Genomic DNA, 19994 nt, shown 5'->3' with positions numbered 1-19994 from the left:
CCAATACCCGGTCCAACCCCTCCCAGCCACCCGCCAAGAAGACCGATCGACCATGCACCTCGACCTTATCCAGAGCCTGAGCCTGGCCGGCAAGCCAGACGTCGCCAACGACGACCGCATTGGCAGCGCAGACCTGCACGCGTGGGTGATCGATGGCGCCACCGACCTCGGCCCGCCTGGCCTGCTCGGCCAACGCGGCGGCGCAGCATGGCTGGCGGCGGCCGCGCAGCGGGCTTTTGCGGGTGCTGAAGGTAACCTGGAGCAGGTGTGTGAATCGGTTTTCGAGCACGTTGCCCGTGACTACGAACGCCAGCGTCAGCGCCTTCCGCTCGCGACCTGGGAACTGCCCCGCGCCTCGTTCGCGGCGGTAGCGCTCGAAGGCGATCAGCTGAGCTGCAGCTTTCTCGGCGACTGCGCAGTGCTGCACCGCAGTGCGCAAGGCATTGCCTTCCTCACCCCCGCGCCAGACCGCCAGGCTGAAAGCGCCGAAGCCGCAGCCCTGGGCCCGGGCACTGGCGCCCATGGCGTACGCACACCGGCCATCATCGCTGACCGCAGGCTGGCGCGGGAGCGGCCCAAGGCAGTCCTCAGCGTAGATGCCCAGGCCGCCCGCGCTGCCCTGCGCTACACCCGCACGCCAGTGGCAGCGGGCGACGACCTGGTCCTGATGAGCGACGGTTTCAGCGCGTTGCTGGACAGCTACGCGGCCTTCACTCCCGCTGACTTCATCGCCCATCTGCTGCACCACGGCCTGGCGGATCTGGCACTGCAGCTACGTCGGATCGAAAAGGAAGATGCTGCCTGCCTGCGTTACCCCCGATTCAAAGCCAGTGACGATGCCTCCGCCATCTGGCTCCGGGTAAGCTGAAGCCCCCAACGGCAATGCTTGGGAAACGCCCTACAAACGCTTAGGAAGGATCGGCCCTGTTGGCTCTTCCCAGGCTAAATCGATGCGCCGCATGATCCTCCCTCACACCAAGGCGATGTTTCCGAGGGAGAAATCAGGTTTGTCGGACTATCAAAACAAGCTGCGCCACTTGAGCGCTGAACAGGTCGAAAAGCTCTACCAGGAATACCTCGGTGGCGCCAAAAACGCCGCTCTGATTCAGCGCTATAACCTCGACCTTGCACCCAACTGCCTGATCAAGAGCTTTCCGCCGATCGCGTCGCCGGACGTGACCTGCCCTTACTGCGCCGTGCCGATGTATGAGCGACGCAGGGGCAAGACGGCGACCAGCTGGAATCTTGATCCAGCCTTCTGCAAGGGCTGCGATCATCGTCACTACCCGCCTGGCCGGACCCGCCTGCTGCGTTATTGCACCTGCGCGCCCTGCAAGGCATCACGAATGGCCCAGCAAAAGCAACAAACCCTGGAGCGTCGTCAGCGGATTCGAACACAGTGGTCGCTGGATGATATCCCCGGCGTGCCGCTCGCCTCGCTGGACTTCACCAGCAAAGTGCAATTGCTGGCCTTGCTCATGACCCATGCAGACCAGGCCAACCAGCGCCTGGCGCCCTTGGCCGAGTTGCGCGGCGATGCCCGCCTCACACCCACGCAGGACATGGACAGCGCGTTGTTGCAGACGCTGCGCGAGCGCAAAGTGCTGGTGATCGATCCAGGTTCAGCCGTGGATGCCTTCAGCACCGGCTCGGCACTGGTACCGCGGCTGGACAAAGTGTGCTGGATCGTCAATGTCTACCTGACCGGCCCGGAGCGGGCGAGCCTGACGCAACTGCAGCAGGCGCTGCTCGATGACTTGTCACAGGGGCCGCTGGCGGCCTGGCATGGCGAGATCGTCGAAGTACTCCACCGCTTGGCTGTGGAAGAGGTGTATGCCTACATCCTCAGCCGAGCGGCCGATCACGGCCTGCCGTTCGATGCGTGGAAAAAATCCCGTGAGGTGGCCGCGCAGCTCCTGTTACAACTGCCCATACGCAGTATCTGGTCGCTGACCAATACGGCCATTCGCGGCGCGCTGGCGTTTGCCGCGCAGTGTCAGGTAAACAAACACATCGCCTCCAATACCATCCCCGGGCGGATGCTCGCGCTTGGCCAGCGTGCGGTCGACGAGCGCTGGCCGTTTCGTTGGCCCGGCTACGAGGTGAAGGCACCGCGGTCAGGCTTCAGCCAAGTCCTGCATGGCGTGGTACTGAAACTGGATGACCATGGCCTGGAACAGACCTTGTTTGCCTACATCAGCCAATTGCCCACGCCTGGCGGCGCAGCGGCCGCGTCCGGCACCAGGCTGCACTGCGTAAGCTGCGGTTCAGCGGCTGTGCATGCGCAAGCCAACCAGATTGAAACTGTAGTCAACTGCAAAGACTGCATGGCTCGCACGGTAATCATCAACGCGCAGTGACAGCTTTTCGTCGAGACCGCCCATAACCCGCTCCATCGCAGTCAATTAGTTGGCAGCTGTGCTCAATCGACCACCGGAGTGCCCAGGGTCAAATCAACCAGACTAATGCTGTTGCGCCCTGCCCGCTTGGTTTCATAAAGCGCTTTGTCACCCTGCTCGATCAACGCTGTGAGACTACTGGGCGGCTGATCGAACAAGCTGGCACCAATGCTCAAGGTTACCGCCGCAGGTGTCGCATAAGAGCCTGAGGTCAGTAGCTGGAACTGCTCGCGCAGGCTGTCGCCCAGCTGGTTGACCCGTTCACGACTGGTGTTGCCAAGCAAGATGATGAACTCGTCGCCGCCCAACCGGGCAGCCAGCGCATGGGCAGGCACCAACCCACGAATCATCTCGCTCAGCGCCACCAGCAGGCGATCGCCGGCAGCGTGGCCGAGCAGGTCGTTGACCATCTTGAAGTTGTCGATATCGATGATCAACAGCGCCCCCGGGCGCGCGGCGCTGACCTGACCCAGCAGGCGCGGCGCCCGCACCTCCAGAGCACGCCGGTTGTACATTGCGGTCAGCGGGTCGCGCGCGGCCAGGCGGGCGATCTGCTGTTCGCGGCGATAGCGCTCGGTGCCGGTCATCGACAATGCGATCAGCATGATCGCCATCGCCCCTTCAACCAGCGAAATCTGGATGATCTCGCCACGGAACGCCGCCAGGTCAATCAACGTGCCGGGCATCAATGGCGGGATCATCTTGGCCAGGTAGAACAGCCCGTGCAGCAGCAGCACAAAGCGCAACTGCACCGCACCCACGCTCAGCGACAGCCCATGCGGGCGCAGCAGCGAGCTGGCTTTGAGCGTCGTGACCGCCACCAGCAGCGAGTTGGCCAGCAGCATCAGCTTTGACCATTCAGGCCCGTCTGGCAGCAGCAACAGTGCCGTCCAGATGACAAAAATCGAATACCAGCCCCGTGACAGGCGAGTTTCGGTGAAGCGCGCCACCCCCAGCAGGAACAAAAAGTGCGCCGTAACCAGCAGGCCATTGGCGAACCAGATGCCGATCAACAGCATTCCCTGCAAACGCATCAACGACAGTACGCAGCCGACGGTAATGGTGGCGAAGCCTGCGCTCCAATACAGCAATGAAGATTCACGCACGGTGCGCCACTCGACCGCCAGGTACAGCGCCGCAGCGGCGGCAAGGGCTATCGAGATGGTCAACATCGTTGGGGGGTCGAGCGCCATGGATTGACGGGCCTGTATGCAGAAGTGATGAAATGGCACGGTGTAAACCGCTCTGCGCGACCCTGCGCGGTATGCCTAGCGCACGATTTCCGTCGTGGCGATTTGTTCATGCATCATCCGCACCAAAACGCAATTGTCCAGTGGTCTGCTCAATAAAAACCCTTGTACTTCATGGCACTGGTCATCCAGCTCCTTGAGCGGTCATGGTCTGCAACGCGCCCTCGATGTCGTTGAGCACGTTCTCGGTGATCGCAACTGACGACCGGGGCTCTGTGCGGCGCCTCACTGCCCGGTCAGAAAGCTCACCAACAGCCGTCCATGCGAGCTGAGTCCTTCCCAGCTGCGAAAGCACACCCTGAGCTCCAGCGTGGCCCAGCGCTCCTGCAGTGGCAGCCAGCGCACGGCCAACTCCTGCTCGGCGCGCACGGCAGCGGTCTGCGGCACGATGGCAATGCCGGCGTGTTGCGCGACCAACTGCGCTATCGCCTCGAAGCTGGGCGCCCTGACCCGCACCTTCAATGGCATGGCCAGGTTCATCGCCAGCTCCTCGACAAAGCGTTGCATGGCGCGTTCGGCCGGCAGGCAGACAAAAGCAAAATCCAGCGCGTCGACCAGCCGCAACGGGCCGCGCTCGGCCAGCGCATGCTCGGCGGGCACCAGCAGCACAAGCCGTTCGGTACGAAACGGCAGCGACACGACACCGTCATTGACCAGGTTGCCGTCATACACGCCGATTTCGCACTCGCCGGCCAGCACCACGCGCAGTACATCGATGCTTTTGTGCTCGACCAACTGCAGATCGACCTGCGGGTAGTCCGCCAGGAACGGCCCCAGCACCGCCGGCAGCAAGGTGCTGTTGGTCACCGTCGACGCTGCCAGATGCAGGGTAATTCGGCGTTGCCCGGCCAGTTCGTGCAGGGTCGCCTGCAGCTTGCTTGCCTCGCCGAGCACACCACGGGCAGCTTCCAGCACCAGCCGCCCGGAGGGCGTCAGTTGCATACCGTCGGCGCGGCGGTTGAACAAGGTCAAACCGCTGCGTTGCTCGAACAGACGCAGGCGGTTGCTGGCAGCCGAGACGGCTACCGGAAAGGTGGCCGCGGCTTTACTCAGGCTTCCGCTGCTGGCGATCGCCGCGATCAGGCGCAGATCAGCAAGGTCGAAGTGCATCAGGTCTTCTCCAAAAACGAAAGCCTTGTTCGCTAAATAGCGATTCTACAGTACGCCGCGTTATGCGCAGAATAAACCTTACCAATTGTTTCCGGATTCGCCATGTCTCGCTTACACGCCATGCTCAAACGCCAGATCGACAACGGCAGCCTGTTTGCAGTGCTCGCGGCACTGGGCTTCAGCTTCAAGGCGATCTTCGTCAAACTCGCCTACACCGCAGCTGCGGTAGATGCAATCACCCTGCTGGCGATGCGCATGGCGTTGGCCCTGCCGCTGTTTGTCTGGTTGCTGTGGCTCAGCCAACGCCAGGGTGGCGAACGGTTGACGGTGGCCGATGGGCTGCGGGTGGCAGTGTTGGGGCTGCTTGGGTACTACCTGGCCAGCTGGTTCGACTTTTATGGCTTGCAGTACATCAGCGCGGGGCTTGAGCGGCTGATCCTGTTCACCTACCCCACCTTGGTACTGCTTATCCAGGCCGTCGCCCTGCGTGAACGGCCCACCTTGCGCACGATGGCGGCGATGGGGCTTTGCTATGTCGGCCTGGGCATCGCATTCGTGCACGATGTCAGCAGTGCCAGCGCAGGCCAGCAGATCATTGTCGGCTCGTTGTGGGTGTTTGCCAGCGCGGTCACTTACGCGATGTATTACTGCGGCACAGGCATGCTGCTCAAGCGCATGGGCTCTATGCGCCTGGCCGGGTTGTGCGGTACGGCTTCAAGTTTGATGGTGTTGGCCCACTACCTGCTGGTGGCGGATGCAAGCCAGCTGGCGCAGTTGCCGGCTGCGGTGTGGGCCAATGCCGGACTGATGGCAGTATTCTCCACGGTGCTGCCAATCTACTGGCTGGCCCTGGCGATTCAGCGCCTGGGGCCTACTCAGACGGCGGCTGTCGGCAACCTCGGCCCGGTACTGACGGTGCTGGCGTCGTGGGCGATTCTCAGTGAGCAGATTTCACTGTATCAAGTGGCAGGCATGGCACTGGTGCTGTTGGGAGTCACCCGGTTGAAGCCGCCGGCGAAGAAATCCGCCGAGGCTCAGGCCGAGGCACCCGCCAGGTAATTTGCGGCGATGACAAGCTGCTGCGCGTGTAGGTCTTCGAGCAGCGCCAAGCCCTGCGCCTGAACCTGCTCGTCGCCCAGCGCCTGCAAGCGCTGCCGTCCGCTGCCGCTGAGCCCGGCCAGTAACTGGTAGGCCATTGGGGTGAGTCGGGCGAAACGCACCTGCAGGTGCTGATCGCGATAAACCAGCAACAAGGTTGGCGATGCAGGTGGCGCTGAAGACTGATAGCCGGGGCCGATCCGATCGACCGGCCAGCGGTACGCCAGGATCCGCGCCAGGCACGACAGTGTTGGCTCGCCCTCCAGCAGATCGGCTGTATCCAGCTGGGTGAAGGCCTCATCAGCGCTCAGGAAAAGCTGCGCTTCGATCCATTCGTAATGGGCCAGTTCCAGTTGCCACGGGGCGTCCAGATCAGCCTCGTGCAGGTACTCGATGAATGCCCCGCCGACCTCGGTAAACAGCGGCGTCTGGCTACGGTAAGCGGCATAGAAATCACGCACTCTCGCGTGCCAGACCAGCTCGCCCAGGGTTGCTCGCATCACTGGGAAACTGGCTGCCAGCAGCCCTTCGATGCTGTTGTAGAACAGCTCGCGATAGACCCGCAGGCGCCGAGCCTCGATATCGGCCGGCGGCGGGTTGCGCACGGGGTCGCGCACGTAGTTGGCCATCTGCAATTGCTGCTGATGCAGGTTCATGCTGCACGCCTCCCGCGGGCTTGTTGCGCCATTGCAATGCGCGCCGTTTCGGCCAGAAGCTCGGCCAATGGCGGGTAGTTGAAATCGCGTTCAAGAACCGTCGGCTGCACGCCAAAGCGCTCGCAGGCCACTGCGTACAGGTCCCAGACGTGCTCTTTCACCGGCGCGCCGTGAGTGTCGACCTTGAGGTCGGGGGCTTCGTCATAGTGACCCGCCACGTGCATGGCAGTGACCCGCTCGCGGGGCAAACCGTGAAGAAAGTCGACGGGGTCATAGCGATGATTGCAGGCATTGACGTAGACATTGTTGATATCCAGCAGCAGATCGCAGTCAGCCTCGTCCAGTACCGCGCGGATAAACGCCAGTTCGCTCATGGCCTGGTAAGGCGCGGCGTAGTAGCTGATGTTTTCGACCGCGATTCGCCTGCCCAACTGGTCCTGAGCCTGACGAATGCGCGCGGCGACGTGGCGCACGGCTTCATCAGTGAAGGGTATCGGTAACAGGTCGTAGAGGTGACCGTCATCGCTGCAATAGCTGAGGTGTTCGCTATAGTGCCGGACCTCAAAGCGATCCAGAAACTGCCGGGTGCTGGTCAGCAGGGTCCGGTCCAGCGGTGCGATGCCGCCGAGTGACAGCGATAGCCCATGGCAACTGATGGCAAAGCGTTCAGCCAGCTGGGCCAGGCTGCGGCCATGGCTGCCACCGACACCGATCCAGTTTTCCGGGGCGCACTCGAGAAAGTCTACCGCCCCCAGGGGCATCGTCAGCAATTCGGGTAACAGGCCGCGACGGAGGCCTAGGCCGGTGCGCAGATGCGGGTTGTTCATGCTTGGTACTCCGGGCAAGTGCCGCAGGCCTGATCCATACCGAGGATCGAGGCCTGCGGACGTTGGCGGTCAGGACTTGGCTTTGCCTGCCTGTTTCTCGCTGGCACCGCATTTGCCCTCACCGCACTTGCCTTCGGCCTTGCCGGCTTTGGCCTCACCGCCGCATTTGCCTTCGGCTTTGCCAGCCTTCTCACTGCCGCCGCACTTGCCTTCGCCGCATTTTCCTTCCGCGTCGGTCTTGGCGGCGGCCAGTTGATAACCCTGGCTCATCGGTTCGACGGCAAAGGCGCTATTGCCCAGCAACAGGCTGCCGACGACAGCAGCGCCAAGCAGGCCAAGGGTGTTTTTCGACTGTTTCATGGTGGTGCTCCACTTGCGGTTGGTAGTGGAGCCATTGAGCCGCAGTGGTGTGTCGGTGATGTATCGGCACTGCGGTGCTTTTGTATGGGAGTAGGTCAGGAATAGGTGTGGATACAGAGTGATACACGCGGGCGGGTGGACCGCTACGCAATCCTTTCCGGCCGGCTGGCGTCCGGTGAGACAGCTTGGTACCGCGTGTATACCTTTATTTGCGCTCAATCCTCCAGCGGCTTGGGTGGCGCCGCTGGCTTGGCCGGCTTGGCCGGCTTGACGTTCTTGGCCTCCTTACCCTTGGGCTCCGGAGCAGCTGCCGCAACCGGTGCCGCAACCGCAGCAGCCTTCTCGCTGGCAGGCAACTCGTCCACCGCCTTGAAGATCACCTGCGGATCAAGCTTGTCGCCGCTGTCGTCATCCTTCAACACATGAAACTCGCCATCCTTGCCCACCAGAATGACCTTGGTGCCTTTGCTCGCACCCAGTTTCAGTTCACGAATCAGGGCCATGGTGGTCTGCTGCTCAAGGTTTTTCCCTTCGCGCGTACCCGCTAGGCCAGCAACGCTGTAGAGCACCAGCTGGCGCTCTTCAAAGGCCTTTTTGGTCGCCGATTCATTCAGTGCCTCGTTAAGGCCACGCAAGGTCGGGTCAGCTGGGCTGGGGGCAATCACCACCAACGGCCTGGCCTTGCCCAGCTCCTTTGCCAACGGCGCATCGCTGTCGGCGGCAAGCAAAGGGCCAGCTACGGCTAGCAACGTGGCGAGGGTCAATGACCGGACAAGCATGCACATCTCCTTATTCTCTCGATGAAACAAAGACTACAGATCGGGGAGAAAGATCCTGTCGGCGAGCCTAAACCAAGTCATCCAACACCCGCTTGGCTCAAGCGTAACTGCCGATTTCCAATACCTTCGCAGATCAGGACGACAGCACCTACGGAAAATGCCTACGCCCTGTTTGAGCATAGCCGATTGCCGCCAGGCGATTAATTTTTCCCCGTGGCCACACGTCCTTCCCCTCATAGCGTGTGGCTTGAGCCACGCCCGGTTACCACCCTGATCCGAGATGGCAATGAACATACGATTGCGCAACAAGGCGCTGTACCTGGGCCTGCCCCTGCTGCTGGCGCTGGGTGGCGGCGGCTACCTGGCCTGGGACCACTGGAGCAACCGCGGCTACCCCGCCGAGGTGACCCAGCAGGCGGACGCGCTGCATGAATACATGCTCACCTTTGACAGCCATATCAGCCTGCCGCTGGACTACGCCAGCGCCGGCAACGAGTTCGATAAAGACGGCGCGGGCCAGTTCGATCTGGTCAAGCTCAACCGCGGTCGGCTGTCCGGTGCCGCGCTGAACCTGTTCGGCTGGCCAGAGATGTGGAACGGCGACAACGCGCCGCACAAGCCAACCGCCGCTTTTGTCGATGAAGCGCGCCACCAGCAGGAAGTGCGCTACCGGATCATCACCGGCCTGGTCCGCGACTTTCCCAATCAGGTCGCCATCGCCTACAGCCCCGACGATTTCCGCCGTCTGCACGGCGAAGGCAAGTTCGTGATCTTTCTGAGCATGCTCAATGCGTACCCACTGGGTAATGACATCGATCTGCTCGACACCTGGGCTGCGCGCGGCATGCGCATGTTCGGCTTCAGCTATATCGGCAACAATGCCTGGGCCGACTCATCGCGGCCGATGCCGTTTTTCAACGACACCCCAAATGCCCTCGGCGGCCTGTCGGCAATTGGCAAGCAGGCCGTGCAACGGCTCAATGACCTGGGCGTGATCATCGATGTGTCGCAGATGTCGACGCCAGCGCTGGAGCAGGTCGCCCAGCTCAGCCGCGCACCGCTGGTAGCGTCGCATTCAGCGCCGCGGGCGTTGGTGGACATCCCGCGCAACCTCAGCGACCGCGAGCTGCAGCTGATCAAGGACAGTGGCGGTGTGGTCCAGGTGGTAGCGTTCTCGCAATACCTCAAACCGCTGACCCAGGGCACCCGCGACAAACTCAACGCGCTGCGCCAGCGCTTCGACCTGCCGCCCCTGCAAGACCTGGCCATGGCCCTGATGCCTGGCGACCCGATCATTGCCGGCTGGCCCGAGCAGCGCTTCGGCGAGTACGCAGGCGCGCTGTACGGCATTCTCGAAGACGAGCCCAAGGCCACGTTGCAGGATTTTGTCGCGGCCATCGACTATACGGTGGCCAAGGTCGGCATCGATCACGTCGGCATCAGCTCGGACTTCAATGAAGGCGGCGGTGTGCAAGGCTGGGACAACGTCGGCGAGGTCCGCAACGTCACAGCCGAGCTGATCGCCCGCGGTTACTCAGAGGCCGATATCGCCAAGCTCTGGGGCGGCAACTTCATGCGCGTCTGGGCGCAGGTTCAAAAAGCGGCGCAACCGGTCGCCAGCCTGCAATCGGCCAGCCCTGTCGTGGAGGCACAGCCATGAACCCGCGGCGGACCTTTCTCAAGCAGGCCGGGGTGCTCGCCGCCACGTTGCCGCTGGGCCAATACGCGCTCGCCACGGCTGCTGGAAATCCTGCGACCAGCGCCAGCGGCGACAAATGGCGTGACCTGCAGCAGCTGTTCGAGCAGGACCCTAGCTACCTGCACCTGTCCAACTTCCTGGTCACCTCGCAGCCGCGCCCAGTCCGCGAGGCAATCGCCCGCTACCGCGCACAGATCGACCGCAATCCGGCCCTGGCAATGGACTGGGACCTGCAGGAAACCTGGAAGCGCGAGGGCCAGGTCCGCCGCGCCGCCGCTGAATACCTGAGGGTGAGCCCGGCCCAGATCGCCCTCACCGGCAGCACCACCGAAGGCCTGGCGATGGTCTACGGCGGCATCCTGGTACGTCCGGATCAAGAGATCCTGACCACCGTGCACGAGCACTATTCAGCCGAGACCAGCCTCGACCTGCGCACCCGCAAGCAAGGCACCCAGGTGCGCCGCATCACCCTGTTCAAAGACCCGGTGCTGGTCAGCGAAGATGAAATTCTCGGCAATATCCGCCAGGCCATCCGCCCGCAGACACGCGTGCTGGGCATGACCTGGGTGCAGTCGGGCAGCGGCGTCAAACTGCCGGTTGCGCGTATCGGCGCGCTGGTGCGCGAGGCCAACCGCGACCGCGCCGAACAGGACCGCATCCTGTATGTGATCGACGGCGTGCATGGCCTTGGAGTGGAAGACCTCGACGTGCCGAGCATGGACTGCGACTTCTTCATCGCCGGCACGCATAAATGGTTGTTCGGCCCACGTGGCACCGGCATCGTCTGCGCCCGCAGCGCCAAGGTCGAACACCTGACGCCAATGGTGCCAACCTTCTCCGAAGACACCGACTTTGCCACCACCTTTACCCCCGGTGGCTACCACGCATTCGAGCACCGCTGGGCGCTGGATGAAGCCTTCAAGTTGCACCTGCAATTGGGCAAGGCCGACATCCAGGCGCGCATCCATCAACTCAACAGCTACCTCAAACAGCAACTGTCGACGGTGCGAGGGGTCGAGCTGGTAACCCCCCGTAGCCCGACGCTTTCCGCCGGTTTCTGCTTCTTCCGGGTCAAGGATCGCGACTGCGACGAGGTCGCCGCCTACCTGCAGAAAAACAAAGCCATGGTCGATGCGGTGTACCGCGATGTCGGCCCGGTGATCCGCACCGCGCCGGGCCTGCTCAACGACGAAGCCCAGCTCGAGCGCTTTGTCGCCCTGCTGCGCAAAACGGTGTAACCCATGTATTCGCCAACGAGAATTGCCATGTCCCAACCCACCTCGCGCCCAACCCTCGCCCGCCTGCACGGACTGACCCTGGCGCTCGCCGCCGGCATGCTGCTCAGCAGCGGCGCCCAGGCCGCAGCGCCCGGCACGGTGATCCGTGACTGCAAGGACTGTCCAGAGCTGGTGGTACTGCCCGCAGGCAGCTTCAGCATGGGCACCCCCGAGGGTGAAGTCGGCCGCCAGCCCGATGAAGGCCCGCAGCATGAGGTGACCTTCAAACGCCCTATCGCCATCAGCCGTTTCCAGGTACTCAAAGGTGAGTGGGATGTGTACCTGCGCGACAGCGGCTACCGCATGCCCAGCGGTGATGACCGCGAAGGCCGCCAGTGCATCGCCGGCATCCCGCGCTACAAGTACGAAGCGCGCAACCCGGCGGTGTGCCTGGACTTCAACGAAGCCCAGGCGTACATCCAATGGCTGTCGAAAAAGACCGGCAAGCAGTACTTCATGCCCAGCGAAGCGCTGCGTGAATACGCCGCCCGCGGCGGCAGCAAAGGACCCTTCCCGTTCCCGCTGGACCCGGACAAGGAATACAGCATCGCCCTCAATGCCAACACCTACGGCCCAGCAGACGGCTTTGCCAATATCGCCCCGGCCGGCAGTTTCAAGCCCAACGCCTTTGGCGTCTATGACATGCACGGCAACGTTTCCGAATTCACCCCTGACTGCTACCGCGACAGCTATGAAGGCGCACCCAACGACGGCAGCGCCTGGACCGAGCCTGGCTGCAAGGTGCTGTCGATGCGCGGCAACGACTGGATCGAGCCGCCGATCTTCTCCCGCTCCGGCAACCGCAACGCCACCATCCCGTCCGACCGCGGCGACTGGCTGAGCTTTCGCGTTGCCCGCGAACTGTGACCGCCACCCCACCCGTGCCCCGAGGGAGCCCTGCCATGCCCGCACTACTGTTCAGCCTGACCTTGCCTGATGGCCGCCGCGCCAGCACTCACGGCGACACCGCCGAGGGCGTGCTGCAGGTCGGCGACCTGCCCGCGCTCAGCTACCGTTTCGACGGCGAGCGCGTGCTGATCGACAGCCCGCTGCCCGCGCACTACCCCGCCACCGCCTTGCTGGCAGTGATCGGCAGCCACTTTGCCTACCGCAAAAAATCCGCCGTGCTCAGCATCAACCTCAAAGCCCCGCAGGCATTCGCCGTTGCGGCAATCCGCCAGGGCGTGTTCGACACGCAGCTGCCCAGTGCAGATGGCAGCCTCGAACTGCAATGCCGACGCGCCACCTTCTGGCAGAACCCGCTGGCATGGCTGACAGCACCGGCCAGTGTGCACACGGCCCCGCATTACTGTTTCAGCGGCGAAAAACGCCACCCTCAGCGCCCCCCCATCCCTGCCGGCGAAGTCTATCGGCGCCACCTGCCGGGCCTGAACAGCACTTTCAGCCTGCGCACCATCGACCCCGACCGCGACCTCGAAGCCTTCAACCGCTGGATGAACCTGGAACAGGTGGCGTACTTCTGGGAGCAGACCGGCAGCCTCGAAGAGCACGCCGCCTACCTGCGCGAGATGCTCGACGACCCGCGCGTGCATCCGCTGATCGGCTGCTTCGACGATGAGCCGTTCGCCTACTTCGAGGTGTACTGGTGCAAGGAAGACCGCATCGCGCCGTTCTATGACGTGGCCGACTACGACCGCGGCTGGCATGTGGTGGTCGGTGAGAGCAAGCACCAGGGGGTGGGCAAGCTCAAGGCCTGGTTCAACTCGCTGATGCATTACATGTACCTGGATGACCCGCGTACTCAGCGCATTCTTGGCGAGCCGCGCATCGATCACACGCGCCAGATCGAATTTCTCAAGTCGCAGGGCTTCGGCCACTTGAAAGACATCCAGTTCGTGCACAAGAAGGCCGCCTTGCTGCGTCTTGAGCGCGAATACTTCTTCGAACGCAGCCTCTGATCTGCGTCGTTAAAGGGTTTGGCCTGCCATCAGGCCGAACCCGCTAAGCAACCGGCTGCCCGCCACCTTCCCCGTTGAATCCCCCGCATCTGCTCAGGGCAAGCGCCCGCCTGACCGTCCTTCTCCCGCCGTTGCCCTGCACCAGATTCTCCCTGCGCAGTTGTCGCAAGTCGTCAAAAGGATTGCGCATGGACGCTCTCAGAACAGGCGGCGTGAACAGGAAATGGATAATCGGCAGGCCTCCAGTGCGCACTGACGTCGGACTGTTTGCAGCGTTACCGAGAAAACAAGAACAAAGACCTGCAAAATTTCAAGGTGGGTAGTTAATTTATGGCAATGGAAAACAACGCTGAAACCCTCGCACTCGGCGTAACCGACCCCTCCAAAACAGAAGAAGCGCGGCAAGATCGGCATCTAGAAGGCAAGATCGACTGGATCGTGTTCGGCATTACCAGCATCACCGCAATCGCCTTCATCCTCTGGGGCTTCCTCAGCCAGTTGACTCTTGCCGCCAGCGCGTCAGCGGCGCAATCCTGGGTCATCATCAATTTCGGCTGGTTCTTCGTGCTGACCTCTACGCTGTTCGTGATTTTCGTGCTCTGGCTGGCGGCGAGCCGGTACGGCAGGATCCCACTCGGGCGTGACGGCGAGGTGCCCGAGTTTCGCACAGTGTCGTGGGTCGCGATGATGTTCAGTGCCGGCATGGGCATCGGCCTGATGTTTTTCGGCGTCGCTGAGCCGCTGTCTCACTACATGACGCCACCTCCCGGCGCAGCGGCCCCCCAGTCCAACGAAGCGATGCAGGTGGCGATGGCTACCACCCTGTTCCACTGGACGCTGCACCCGTGGGCGATGTACGCGATTGTAGGCCTGGCGATTGCTTACGGTACGTTTCGGCGTGGCCGCTCGCAGCTGGTTTCGAATGCATTTCGTCCCCTGATCGGCAAGCATGCCAACGGGCCGCTGGGGCGGGTAATCGACATGATGGCCATTTTTGCCACCTTGTTTGGCTCTGCCGCTTCACTGGGGCTTGGGGCGCTGCAGATCGCCGGCGGCCTGGAATACAACGGCTGGATCGAACACCCTGGCAAAATCTTTTACCTCGCCATCGTGACCGTGCTGACCATCGCCTTCGTTGCCTCTGCGGTGTCCGGGATTGGCAAAGGGATCAAGTGGCTGTCAAACGTCAACATGATCCTGGCCCTTGCCTTGGCCGTGTTCGTATTCCTGGTCGGCCCGACGTTATTGATGTTGAACCTGCTGCCGACCTCTATCGGTGTCTACATCAAGTTGCTACCGGAAATGATGGCGCGTACCAGCGCCAGTGGCGGCCCGCAGATGGACAGCTGGCTGTCCAGCTGGACCGTGTTCTACTGGGCATGGTGGATTTCCTGGACGCCTTTTGTCGGCATGTTCATCGCCCGCATCAGTCGCGGCCGGACCATCCGCCAGTTCGTCAGCGGCGTGCTGCTGGTGCCAAGCCTGGTCAGCCTGATCTGGTTCACCTTGTTCGGCGGTGCAAGCATCGATGCAGTGCGTGAGGGCAGCCTGCTGCTGGTGGACGGCGTGGTCAACAGCAATACCGCGCTTTACCAGCTTCTGGACGGATACCCGCTGGCAAGCCTGACGTCGGTGTTGGTCATGGTGCTGGTGGCGATTTTCTTCGTGTCCGGGGCGGACGCTGCTTCGCTGGTGATGGGCACGCTGTCGGAGCGCGGGACGACGACACCGTCGCGGTCCACGGTGATTTTCTGGGGCGGCCTGACCGGCACCGTTGCGGCGATCATGCTCGCAATTGGCGACCCGGCGAATCCCGGCGCGGCCCTTACCGGTCTGCAGAACCTGACTATCGTCGTGGCCCTGCCCTTTGTGATCGTGATGGTATTGCTGTGCGTGGCGCTGTATCGCGATCTGCGCAGGGATCCGATGATGCTGCGTCACGTGCGTGCCAGCGAACTGATCGAAAAGGCAGTACTGTACGGCGCGGTGAAGCATGGCGAGGAGTTTTACATCGTCGTCCAGGAAACCAAGTCTGCACCTAAGCACGCGAGTGAAAAACAGCACGTAACCGAGTCGTAACGGCTATCTGAATTGGCTTCAACCTGAGCTGCTCTGCGAGTGGTGGACATTTCTGTCCACCATTTGCGCGAGCAGCTCACCCTCCCCTCTCTCCTCGCTAAATCCCCCTCCTCCCGCTTCGTCCTCTCTGCAGGGATACGCCAGCCTTGCGCGCACGGCTATCTGTCTTTTTCTCGCCGTTCGACTCAGGAGTTTCCATGATCAGCCCTCCACGCAGCCGCAGCGCCTTCGCCGACCTGCTGCGCCTGCTCAAGCCGTTCTGGCCCCTCGTGACTGTGTCCATCGTGCTGGGCATGGTCGGTGGCTTGTCGATTACGGTGTTGCTGGCCACCATCAACAATGCCCTCAACAGCGAGGCTGGCTTGACCGGCAACGTCGTCGCCGCCTTCGCCGGCCTGTGCCTGCTGGCGTTGTGCTGCTCAATCCTGTCGGACATGAGCAGCAACCGCGTCGGCCAGTACATCATCCGCCGCCTGCGCCTGGAGCTTGGCGAAAAGGTCCTCAGCGCACCGATTGCGCAGATCGAGCGGTTTCGCAGTCACCGGCTGATCCCGGTGCTCACTCACGACATCGACACCATCAGCGACTTCGCTTTCGTGTTTGCCCCGCTGGCCATCTCGCTGACCGTCACCCTCGGCTGCCTGGGCTATCTGGCCATGCTGTCGTGGCCGATGTTCCTGATGATGCTGGTGGCCATTGCCATCGGCTGCACCGCGCAGTTCGTCGCCCAGAACAAAGGCCTGAAAGGCTTTCTCGAAGCACGTGATGAAGAAGACAACCTGCAAAAGCACTACCGCGCGATTGCCGATGGCGCCAAGGAACTGCGCATTCACCGCCCGCGCCGCCAGCGCATGTTCACCCAGCGCATCCGTGAAAGCGCTTCGCTGATCTGCCGCAAGCAGATCGAGTCGGTGAACATCTTCATCGTCGCCAAGACCTTTGGCTCGATGCTGTTCTTCGTGGTGATCGGCCTGGCGCTGGCCATGCAAGCCTACTGGCCCGACAGCAACAAGGCGGTGATGAGTGGCTTTGTGTTGGTGCTGCTGTACATGAAAGGCCCGCTCGAGCAGTTGATTGCCAACCTGCCGATCGTCAGCCGCGCGCAAATTGCCTTCCGGCGCATTGCCGAGCTGTCCGAGACGTTCTCCTCGCCGGAGCCACATCTGCTGCTCGACGCCCCGGCCAAGCCCGCGCAAGCGGTGCACGAGCTGGAACTGCGCGACGTGCGCTATGCCTTCCCGGTAGTTGACGGCGCTACGCCGTTTGCCCTCGGGCCGGTCAACCTGAAGATCCGCCAGGGCGACATTGTCTTCATCGTTGGCGAAAACGGCTGCGGCAAGACCACCCTGATCAAACTGCTGCTGGGCCTGTATGAGCCGCAGCAAGGGGAAATACGCCTGAACGGCCAGGCGGTAACGGCACAAAACCGCGATGACTATCGCCAGTTGTTCACCACCATCTTCGCCGACTACTACCTGTTCGACGACCTGGTCCAGGGCGACGGCGACCTGCCGGCAGACGCTGCCCGTTACCTGGAACGTCTGGAAATTGCCCACAAGGTCAGCATCCGCGACGGCGCGTTCACCACCACCGACCTCTCCACCGGCCAGCGCAAGCGCCTGGCGCTGGTCAATGCCTGGATCGAAGAGCGGCCGGTGCTGGTATTCGACGAATGGGCCGCTGACCAGGACCCGACCTTCCGCCGCATCTTCTACACCGAGCTGCTGCCCGATCTGAAACGGCTGGGCAAGACCATCATTGTCATCTCCCACGACGACCGTTATTTCGATGTAGCCGACCAGCTGGTACGGATGGATTCGGGCAAGGTGCGCAGCGATCTGGAGCCGGCCTGAAAAAACTTTTCCGGTTTTCAGCGGGTCATGCGTTCCATTGTAAGTTGAGACGCAATCGCATTAACACTTACGCCATATATAAGAGCCGACACAATGCCAGCACCACACCGCCTCACCCCACTAGGAAAAGCACTGCTTCTGCGCCATGCCTTGCGCCCATCGTTGAGCATGAGCGCTCTTGGCCTGGCCCTGGCCCTGCCCTATGCAACGGTTGCTCAGGCGCAGGACCTGGCTTTCGACATTCCGGCGCAGCCGCTGAGTAGCGCGCTGCTCAGCTTCGGCAAGCAGACCGACATGCAGATCCTGTTCAGCCAGGACACCGTGCAAGGCCGCCGCAGCGCAGCAGTAGCCGGTCGCCTGTCGCCTGAGCAAGCACTGGCGCGACTGCTGCAGGGCACTGGCGTCAGCTACAGCGTGCAGGGCAACGTCGTCACCCTTGGCGCTCCGCGGGCGGCGGATGATTCGGCCATGCAGTTGGGTGCAACGAACATTTCCGGGGCGGCGTTAGGGATCACCACCGAAGGAACAGGTTCGTACACCACCGGTGAAACCGCAGCGGCTACGCGCTTGCCTCTGAGCCTGCGCAAGACGCCGCAGTCGGTCAGTGTGGTCACTCGCCAGCAGATGGATGATCAGAACCTGCAAAGTGTTTCCGATGTGCTCAAGCAGACGCCGGGGATTACTGTTGACCAAGAAAGCTCAGAGGCTTATAGCTTCTATTCGCGCGGTTTCAAACTGGAGAATTTTCAGTTCGACGGCGTTCCCAGCCTCTCCTCCGAAGGCGGCTCTCTGCGTGACAACTACAGCATCGGCGACAGCTTGATCTACGACAGGGTAGAAGTGCTCAAGGGCGCAACCGGCTTGGTCAACGGCACCGGCTATCCGTCGGGCGTTGTCAATCTAGTGCGCAAACGCCCGACCGACAAGTTTCAGGGCAAGGTCGGCCTGGGTGCCGGTTCTTGGGACAAGTACACCGCCGACATCGACTTGTCCGGCCCTCTTACCGACAGCGGTAACATTCGCGGTCGCACCGTGGTGGGTACCCAGAAGCAGCACAGCTATGTGAACTACCTGACCGGCGAGCAAAACACTTTCTATGGTGTGTTGGAGGCCGACCTTAACGAAAGCACGATGCTGTCGGTCGGCTATGACATTCAGAAAAACAACGATAACGGCAGTACAGTCAACGCGATGCCTGGGTTTTACCAAGACGGTCGCATCGCCAAGTTTGATCGCGATTTCAACGCCGCCGACCGTTGGTCCTGGCGTAATCAGGAAACTCAGCGGGCGTTTGTCGAACTGTCACATACCTTCGATAACGACTGGATTCTCAAAGGTGTGGCCAGCGGACGCCAGTATCGCTCGCGTGAGTTGATGTCCGGCGTCAGCGCTGAGGGCATCCGCGATGACGGCAGAATCTCCCACGGCTTCATCGGCGGCAACATCAATCCGGACGGCACGATTAACCAGGAATTCGGTACCGCGTCGAAGTTCAATACCACCAGCAAGGAAAAAGGCCTCGACCTTTATGCACGAGGCCCGTTCACCCTGGGTGGACGCATCCACGAGGCAGTTGTTGGCTACAACTATTCTGAAACCAAATCTCAATCAGTTCGCCAGGACGGCCAAACCAACCCGATTGTCGAGGACGTCTTCCAATGGGATGGATACGGAGACTACCCGACCAATTTCCAGTGGTGGTCAACCTTCGATATCAAGGCACGCCAGAGCGTTGCCTTCGCTGCATCGATCTTCAAGCCGACTGACGAACTGTCATTGATCGTTGGCGCCCGCGTGGTCAACTACACCTGGGAAATCGATACGATCAACGCCGTGAATCGCAAGCTGCCAGCAGACTCTAAGGTGTCTGGCGAGGTCGTACCTTATGCCGGCGTCACCTACGATCTGGATCAGTACCACACTGTCTACTTCAGCTACACCGACGTTTTCAAGCCTCAGGCATACAACCGCGATGCGACGGGCAAACCGCTTGATCCGATGACGGGCAAGAGCTACGAGATTGGTATCAAGGGCGCTTACCTTGAGGATCGGGTCAACGCCAGCCTGGCAGTGTTCCAGCTGTCTCAGGACAACTTCGCAGTAGAAGTCGGTTACGACGCGCAAAACTTTCGGTCCATCTACGAAGCCAGAGAAGGTGTAAAAACACGCGGCGTCGAGCTGGAGGTCTCGGGCGAGGTCCTCAAGGACTTGAATGTGATGGGTGGTTACACCTTCGCGGAGTCGCATGATAGCGACGACGAGCGCGTGGCGACCAACCAACCGCAGCATCTGCTGAAACTCGCGACCAACTACAGGCTGCCGGGCGACTGGAGCAAGGTCACGGTAGGCGGCAATCTCAAATGGCAGAGCGAGACGTTCTATCAACCGGGTGAGTGGTACACCACCGATGACCCGAACGCCAAATTCAAGCAGAAGGCCTTTACGCTGGTCGGTCTCAATGCGGGTTATGACTTCACACGCGACCTCAAAGGCACGGTTAACGTGAACAACCTTTTCGACAAGCACTACTACAGTGGCCTGGGCAACTATGACTCCGTGTACTGGGGGGCACCACGCAACGTGATGTTCAATGTGAAATACAGCTTCTGATCTGACTCGCAGTCTCGCGAGTTCAAAGCCCCCACCGGGATTCCGGCGGGGGCTTTTTGTTGCCCTGCATTTTGCAGG

15 protein-coding genes and 1 pseudogene are annotated in these 19994 nt (G+C 61.7%); 10 read left to right on the top strand and 6 right to left on the bottom strand.

Features of this window, described 5'->3' with window-relative positions; all coding sequences use genetic code 11:
- Positions 1–52: 52 nt before the first annotated feature.
- Together K3F44_RS04435 and K3F44_RS04430 are read left to right on the top strand one after the other, a co-directional pair.
- On the top strand, positions 53–868 hold the full coding sequence (locus K3F44_RS04435; protein ID WP_150569559.1) for a protein phosphatase 2C domain-containing protein: 816 nt from the start codon (positions 53–55) through the stop codon (positions 866–868).
- A gap of 139 nt (positions 869–1007) precedes the next feature.
- Positions 1008–2360, top strand: a complete 1353-nt coding sequence (locus tag K3F44_RS04430) for a hypothetical protein (RefSeq protein WP_220633403.1) — start codon at positions 1008–1010, stop codon at positions 2358–2360.
- Between the two features lie 62 nt (positions 2361–2422).
- Here the strand turns inward: K3F44_RS04430 and K3F44_RS04425 are convergent, their stop codons facing one another.
- Positions 2423–3592: a GGDEF domain-containing protein gene (locus tag K3F44_RS04425; protein WP_220633402.1), complete on the bottom strand. Its 1170-nt coding sequence runs from the start codon at positions 3590–3592 to the stop codon at positions 2423–2425.
- A gap of 282 nt (positions 3593–3874) precedes the next feature.
- On the bottom strand, positions 3875–4759 hold the full coding sequence (locus tag K3F44_RS04420; RefSeq protein WP_101318535.1) for a LysR substrate-binding domain-containing protein: 885 nt from the start codon (positions 4757–4759) through the stop codon (positions 3875–3877).
- 102 nt (positions 4760–4861) lie between these two features.
- Between K3F44_RS04420 and K3F44_RS04415 the strand changes: the two genes are divergently transcribed.
- Positions 4862–5818 carry a DMT family transporter gene (locus K3F44_RS04415; RefSeq protein ID WP_220633401.1) on the top strand — a complete coding sequence of 319 codons (957 nt, stop codon included), beginning with the start codon at positions 4862–4864 and terminating at the stop codon, positions 5816–5818.
- Here the strand turns inward: K3F44_RS04415 and K3F44_RS04410 are convergent.
- The 4 genes and pseudogenes from K3F44_RS04410 to K3F44_RS04395 form a co-directional block, all read right to left on the bottom strand.
- Complete coding sequence (locus tag K3F44_RS04410; protein WP_220633400.1) at positions 5794–6513, bottom strand: DUF2063 domain-containing protein; 720 nt, start codon at positions 6511–6513, stop codon at positions 5794–5796. The two genes, K3F44_RS04415 and K3F44_RS04410, sit on opposite strands and share 25 nt — an antisense overlap.
- A complete protein-coding gene (locus K3F44_RS04405) occupies positions 6510–7340 on the bottom strand; it encodes a DUF692 domain-containing protein (protein ID WP_220633399.1) in 831 nt (276 codons plus the stop codon). The genes K3F44_RS04410 and K3F44_RS04405 overlap by 4 nt, the downstream gene beginning before the upstream one ends.
- Before the next feature lie 105 nt (positions 7341–7445).
- Positions 7446–7700, bottom strand: a pseudogene (locus K3F44_RS04400) (hypothetical protein); the annotation flags it as partial.
- A 215-nt stretch (positions 7701–7915) separates the two neighbouring features.
- Positions 7916–8479 carry a DUF4174 domain-containing protein gene (locus tag K3F44_RS04395; protein WP_101318527.1) on the bottom strand — a complete coding sequence of 188 codons (564 nt, stop codon included), beginning with the start codon at positions 8477–8479 and terminating at the stop codon, positions 7916–7918.
- Positions 8480–8765: 286 nt separating this feature from the next.
- Here K3F44_RS04395 and pvdM point away from each other — a divergent pair, with 286 nt between their 5' ends.
- From pvdM to K3F44_RS04360, 7 genes are all read left to right on the top strand, one after another.
- Positions 8766–10139, top strand: coding sequence for a pyoverdine-tailoring dipeptidase-like protein PvdM (pvdM, locus tag K3F44_RS04390; protein WP_220633398.1), 1374 nt, complete (start codon positions 8766–8768; stop codon positions 10137–10139).
- Entirely contained in the window at positions 10136–11416 is a 1281-nt protein-coding gene (locus tag K3F44_RS04385) for an aminotransferase class V-fold PLP-dependent enzyme (protein WP_220633397.1), read from the top strand. The genes pvdM and K3F44_RS04385 overlap by 4 nt, the downstream gene beginning before the upstream one ends.
- Positions 11417–11512: 96 nt before the next feature.
- Positions 11513–12322, top strand: coding sequence for a formylglycine-generating enzyme family protein (locus K3F44_RS04380; RefSeq protein WP_224786383.1), 810 nt, complete (start codon positions 11513–11515; stop codon positions 12320–12322).
- Positions 12323–12357: 35 nt separating this feature from the next.
- Positions 12358–13374 carry a GNAT family N-acetyltransferase gene (locus K3F44_RS04375; protein WP_220633396.1) on the top strand — a complete coding sequence of 339 codons (1017 nt, stop codon included), beginning with the start codon at positions 12358–12360 and terminating at the stop codon, positions 13372–13374.
- A gap of 330 nt (positions 13375–13704) precedes the next feature.
- Positions 13705–15453 carry a BCCT family transporter gene (locus tag K3F44_RS04370; protein WP_220633395.1) on the top strand — a complete coding sequence of 583 codons (1749 nt, stop codon included), beginning with the start codon at positions 13705–13707 and terminating at the stop codon, positions 15451–15453.
- 197 nt (positions 15454–15650) lie between these two features.
- Complete coding sequence (locus tag K3F44_RS04365; RefSeq protein ID WP_101318516.1) at positions 15651–17306, top strand: cyclic peptide export ABC transporter; 1656 nt, start codon at positions 15651–15653, stop codon at positions 17304–17306.
- Between the two features lie 294 nt (positions 17307–17600).
- The gene (locus K3F44_RS04360) at positions 17601–19916 is read left to right on the top strand and encodes a TonB-dependent siderophore receptor (protein ID WP_220633394.1); all 2316 of its coding nucleotides are present in this window, start codon (positions 17601–17603) and stop codon (positions 19914–19916) included.
- Positions 19917–19994 lie beyond the last annotated feature (78 nt).

Source organism: Pseudomonas sp. S07E 245, from assembly GCF_019599025.1.
In the GTDB taxonomy this organism is placed as follows: Bacteria; Pseudomonadota; Gammaproteobacteria; order Pseudomonadales; family Pseudomonadaceae; genus Aquipseudomonas; species Aquipseudomonas shirazensis.
This window is presented reverse-complemented; position numbering and strand designations above follow the sequence as displayed.

Excerpts from the sequence above, each read along its gene's own strand:
- K3F44_RS04410 (WP_220633400.1), bottom strand. The coding sequence starts at position 6,513 with ATGAACCTGCATCAGCAGCAATTGCAGATGGCCAACTACGTGCGCGAC.
- K3F44_RS04380 (WP_224786383.1), top strand. The coding sequence starts at position 11,513 with ATGCTGCTCAGCAGCGGCGCCCAGGCCGCAGCGCCCGGCACGGTGATC.
- K3F44_RS04360 (WP_220633394.1), top strand. The coding sequence starts at position 17,601 with ATGCAGATCCTGTTCAGCCAGGACACCGTGCAAGGCCGCCGCAGCGCA.
- K3F44_RS04375 (WP_220633396.1), top strand. The coding sequence starts at position 12,358 with ATGCCCGCACTACTGTTCAGCCTGACCTTGCCTGATGGCCGCCGCGCC.
- K3F44_RS04365 (WP_101318516.1), top strand. The coding sequence starts at position 15,651 with ATGATCAGCCCTCCACGCAGCCGCAGCGCCTTCGCCGACCTGCTGCGC.
- K3F44_RS04425 (WP_220633402.1), bottom strand. The coding sequence starts at position 3,592 with ATGGCGCTCGACCCCCCAACGATGTTGACCATCTCGATAGCCCTTGCC.
- K3F44_RS04395 (WP_101318527.1), bottom strand. The coding sequence starts at position 8,479 with ATGCTTGTCCGGTCATTGACCCTCGCCACGTTGCTAGCCGTAGCTGGC.
- K3F44_RS04405 (WP_220633399.1), bottom strand. The coding sequence starts at position 7,340 with ATGAACAACCCGCATCTGCGCACCGGCCTAGGCCTCCGTCGCGGCCTG.
- K3F44_RS04415 (WP_220633401.1), top strand. The coding sequence starts at position 4,862 with ATGTCTCGCTTACACGCCATGCTCAAACGCCAGATCGACAACGGCAGC.
- K3F44_RS04435 (WP_150569559.1), top strand. The coding sequence starts at position 53 with ATGCACCTCGACCTTATCCAGAGCCTGAGCCTGGCCGGCAAGCCAGAC.
- pvdM (WP_220633398.1), top strand. The coding sequence starts at position 8,766 with ATGAACATACGATTGCGCAACAAGGCGCTGTACCTGGGCCTGCCCCTG.
- K3F44_RS04370 (WP_220633395.1), top strand. The coding sequence starts at position 13,705 with ATGGCAATGGAAAACAACGCTGAAACCCTCGCACTCGGCGTAACCGAC.
- K3F44_RS04385 (WP_220633397.1), top strand. The coding sequence starts at position 10,136 with ATGAACCCGCGGCGGACCTTTCTCAAGCAGGCCGGGGTGCTCGCCGCC.
- K3F44_RS04420 (WP_101318535.1), bottom strand. The coding sequence starts at position 4,759 with ATGCACTTCGACCTTGCTGATCTGCGCCTGATCGCGGCGATCGCCAGC.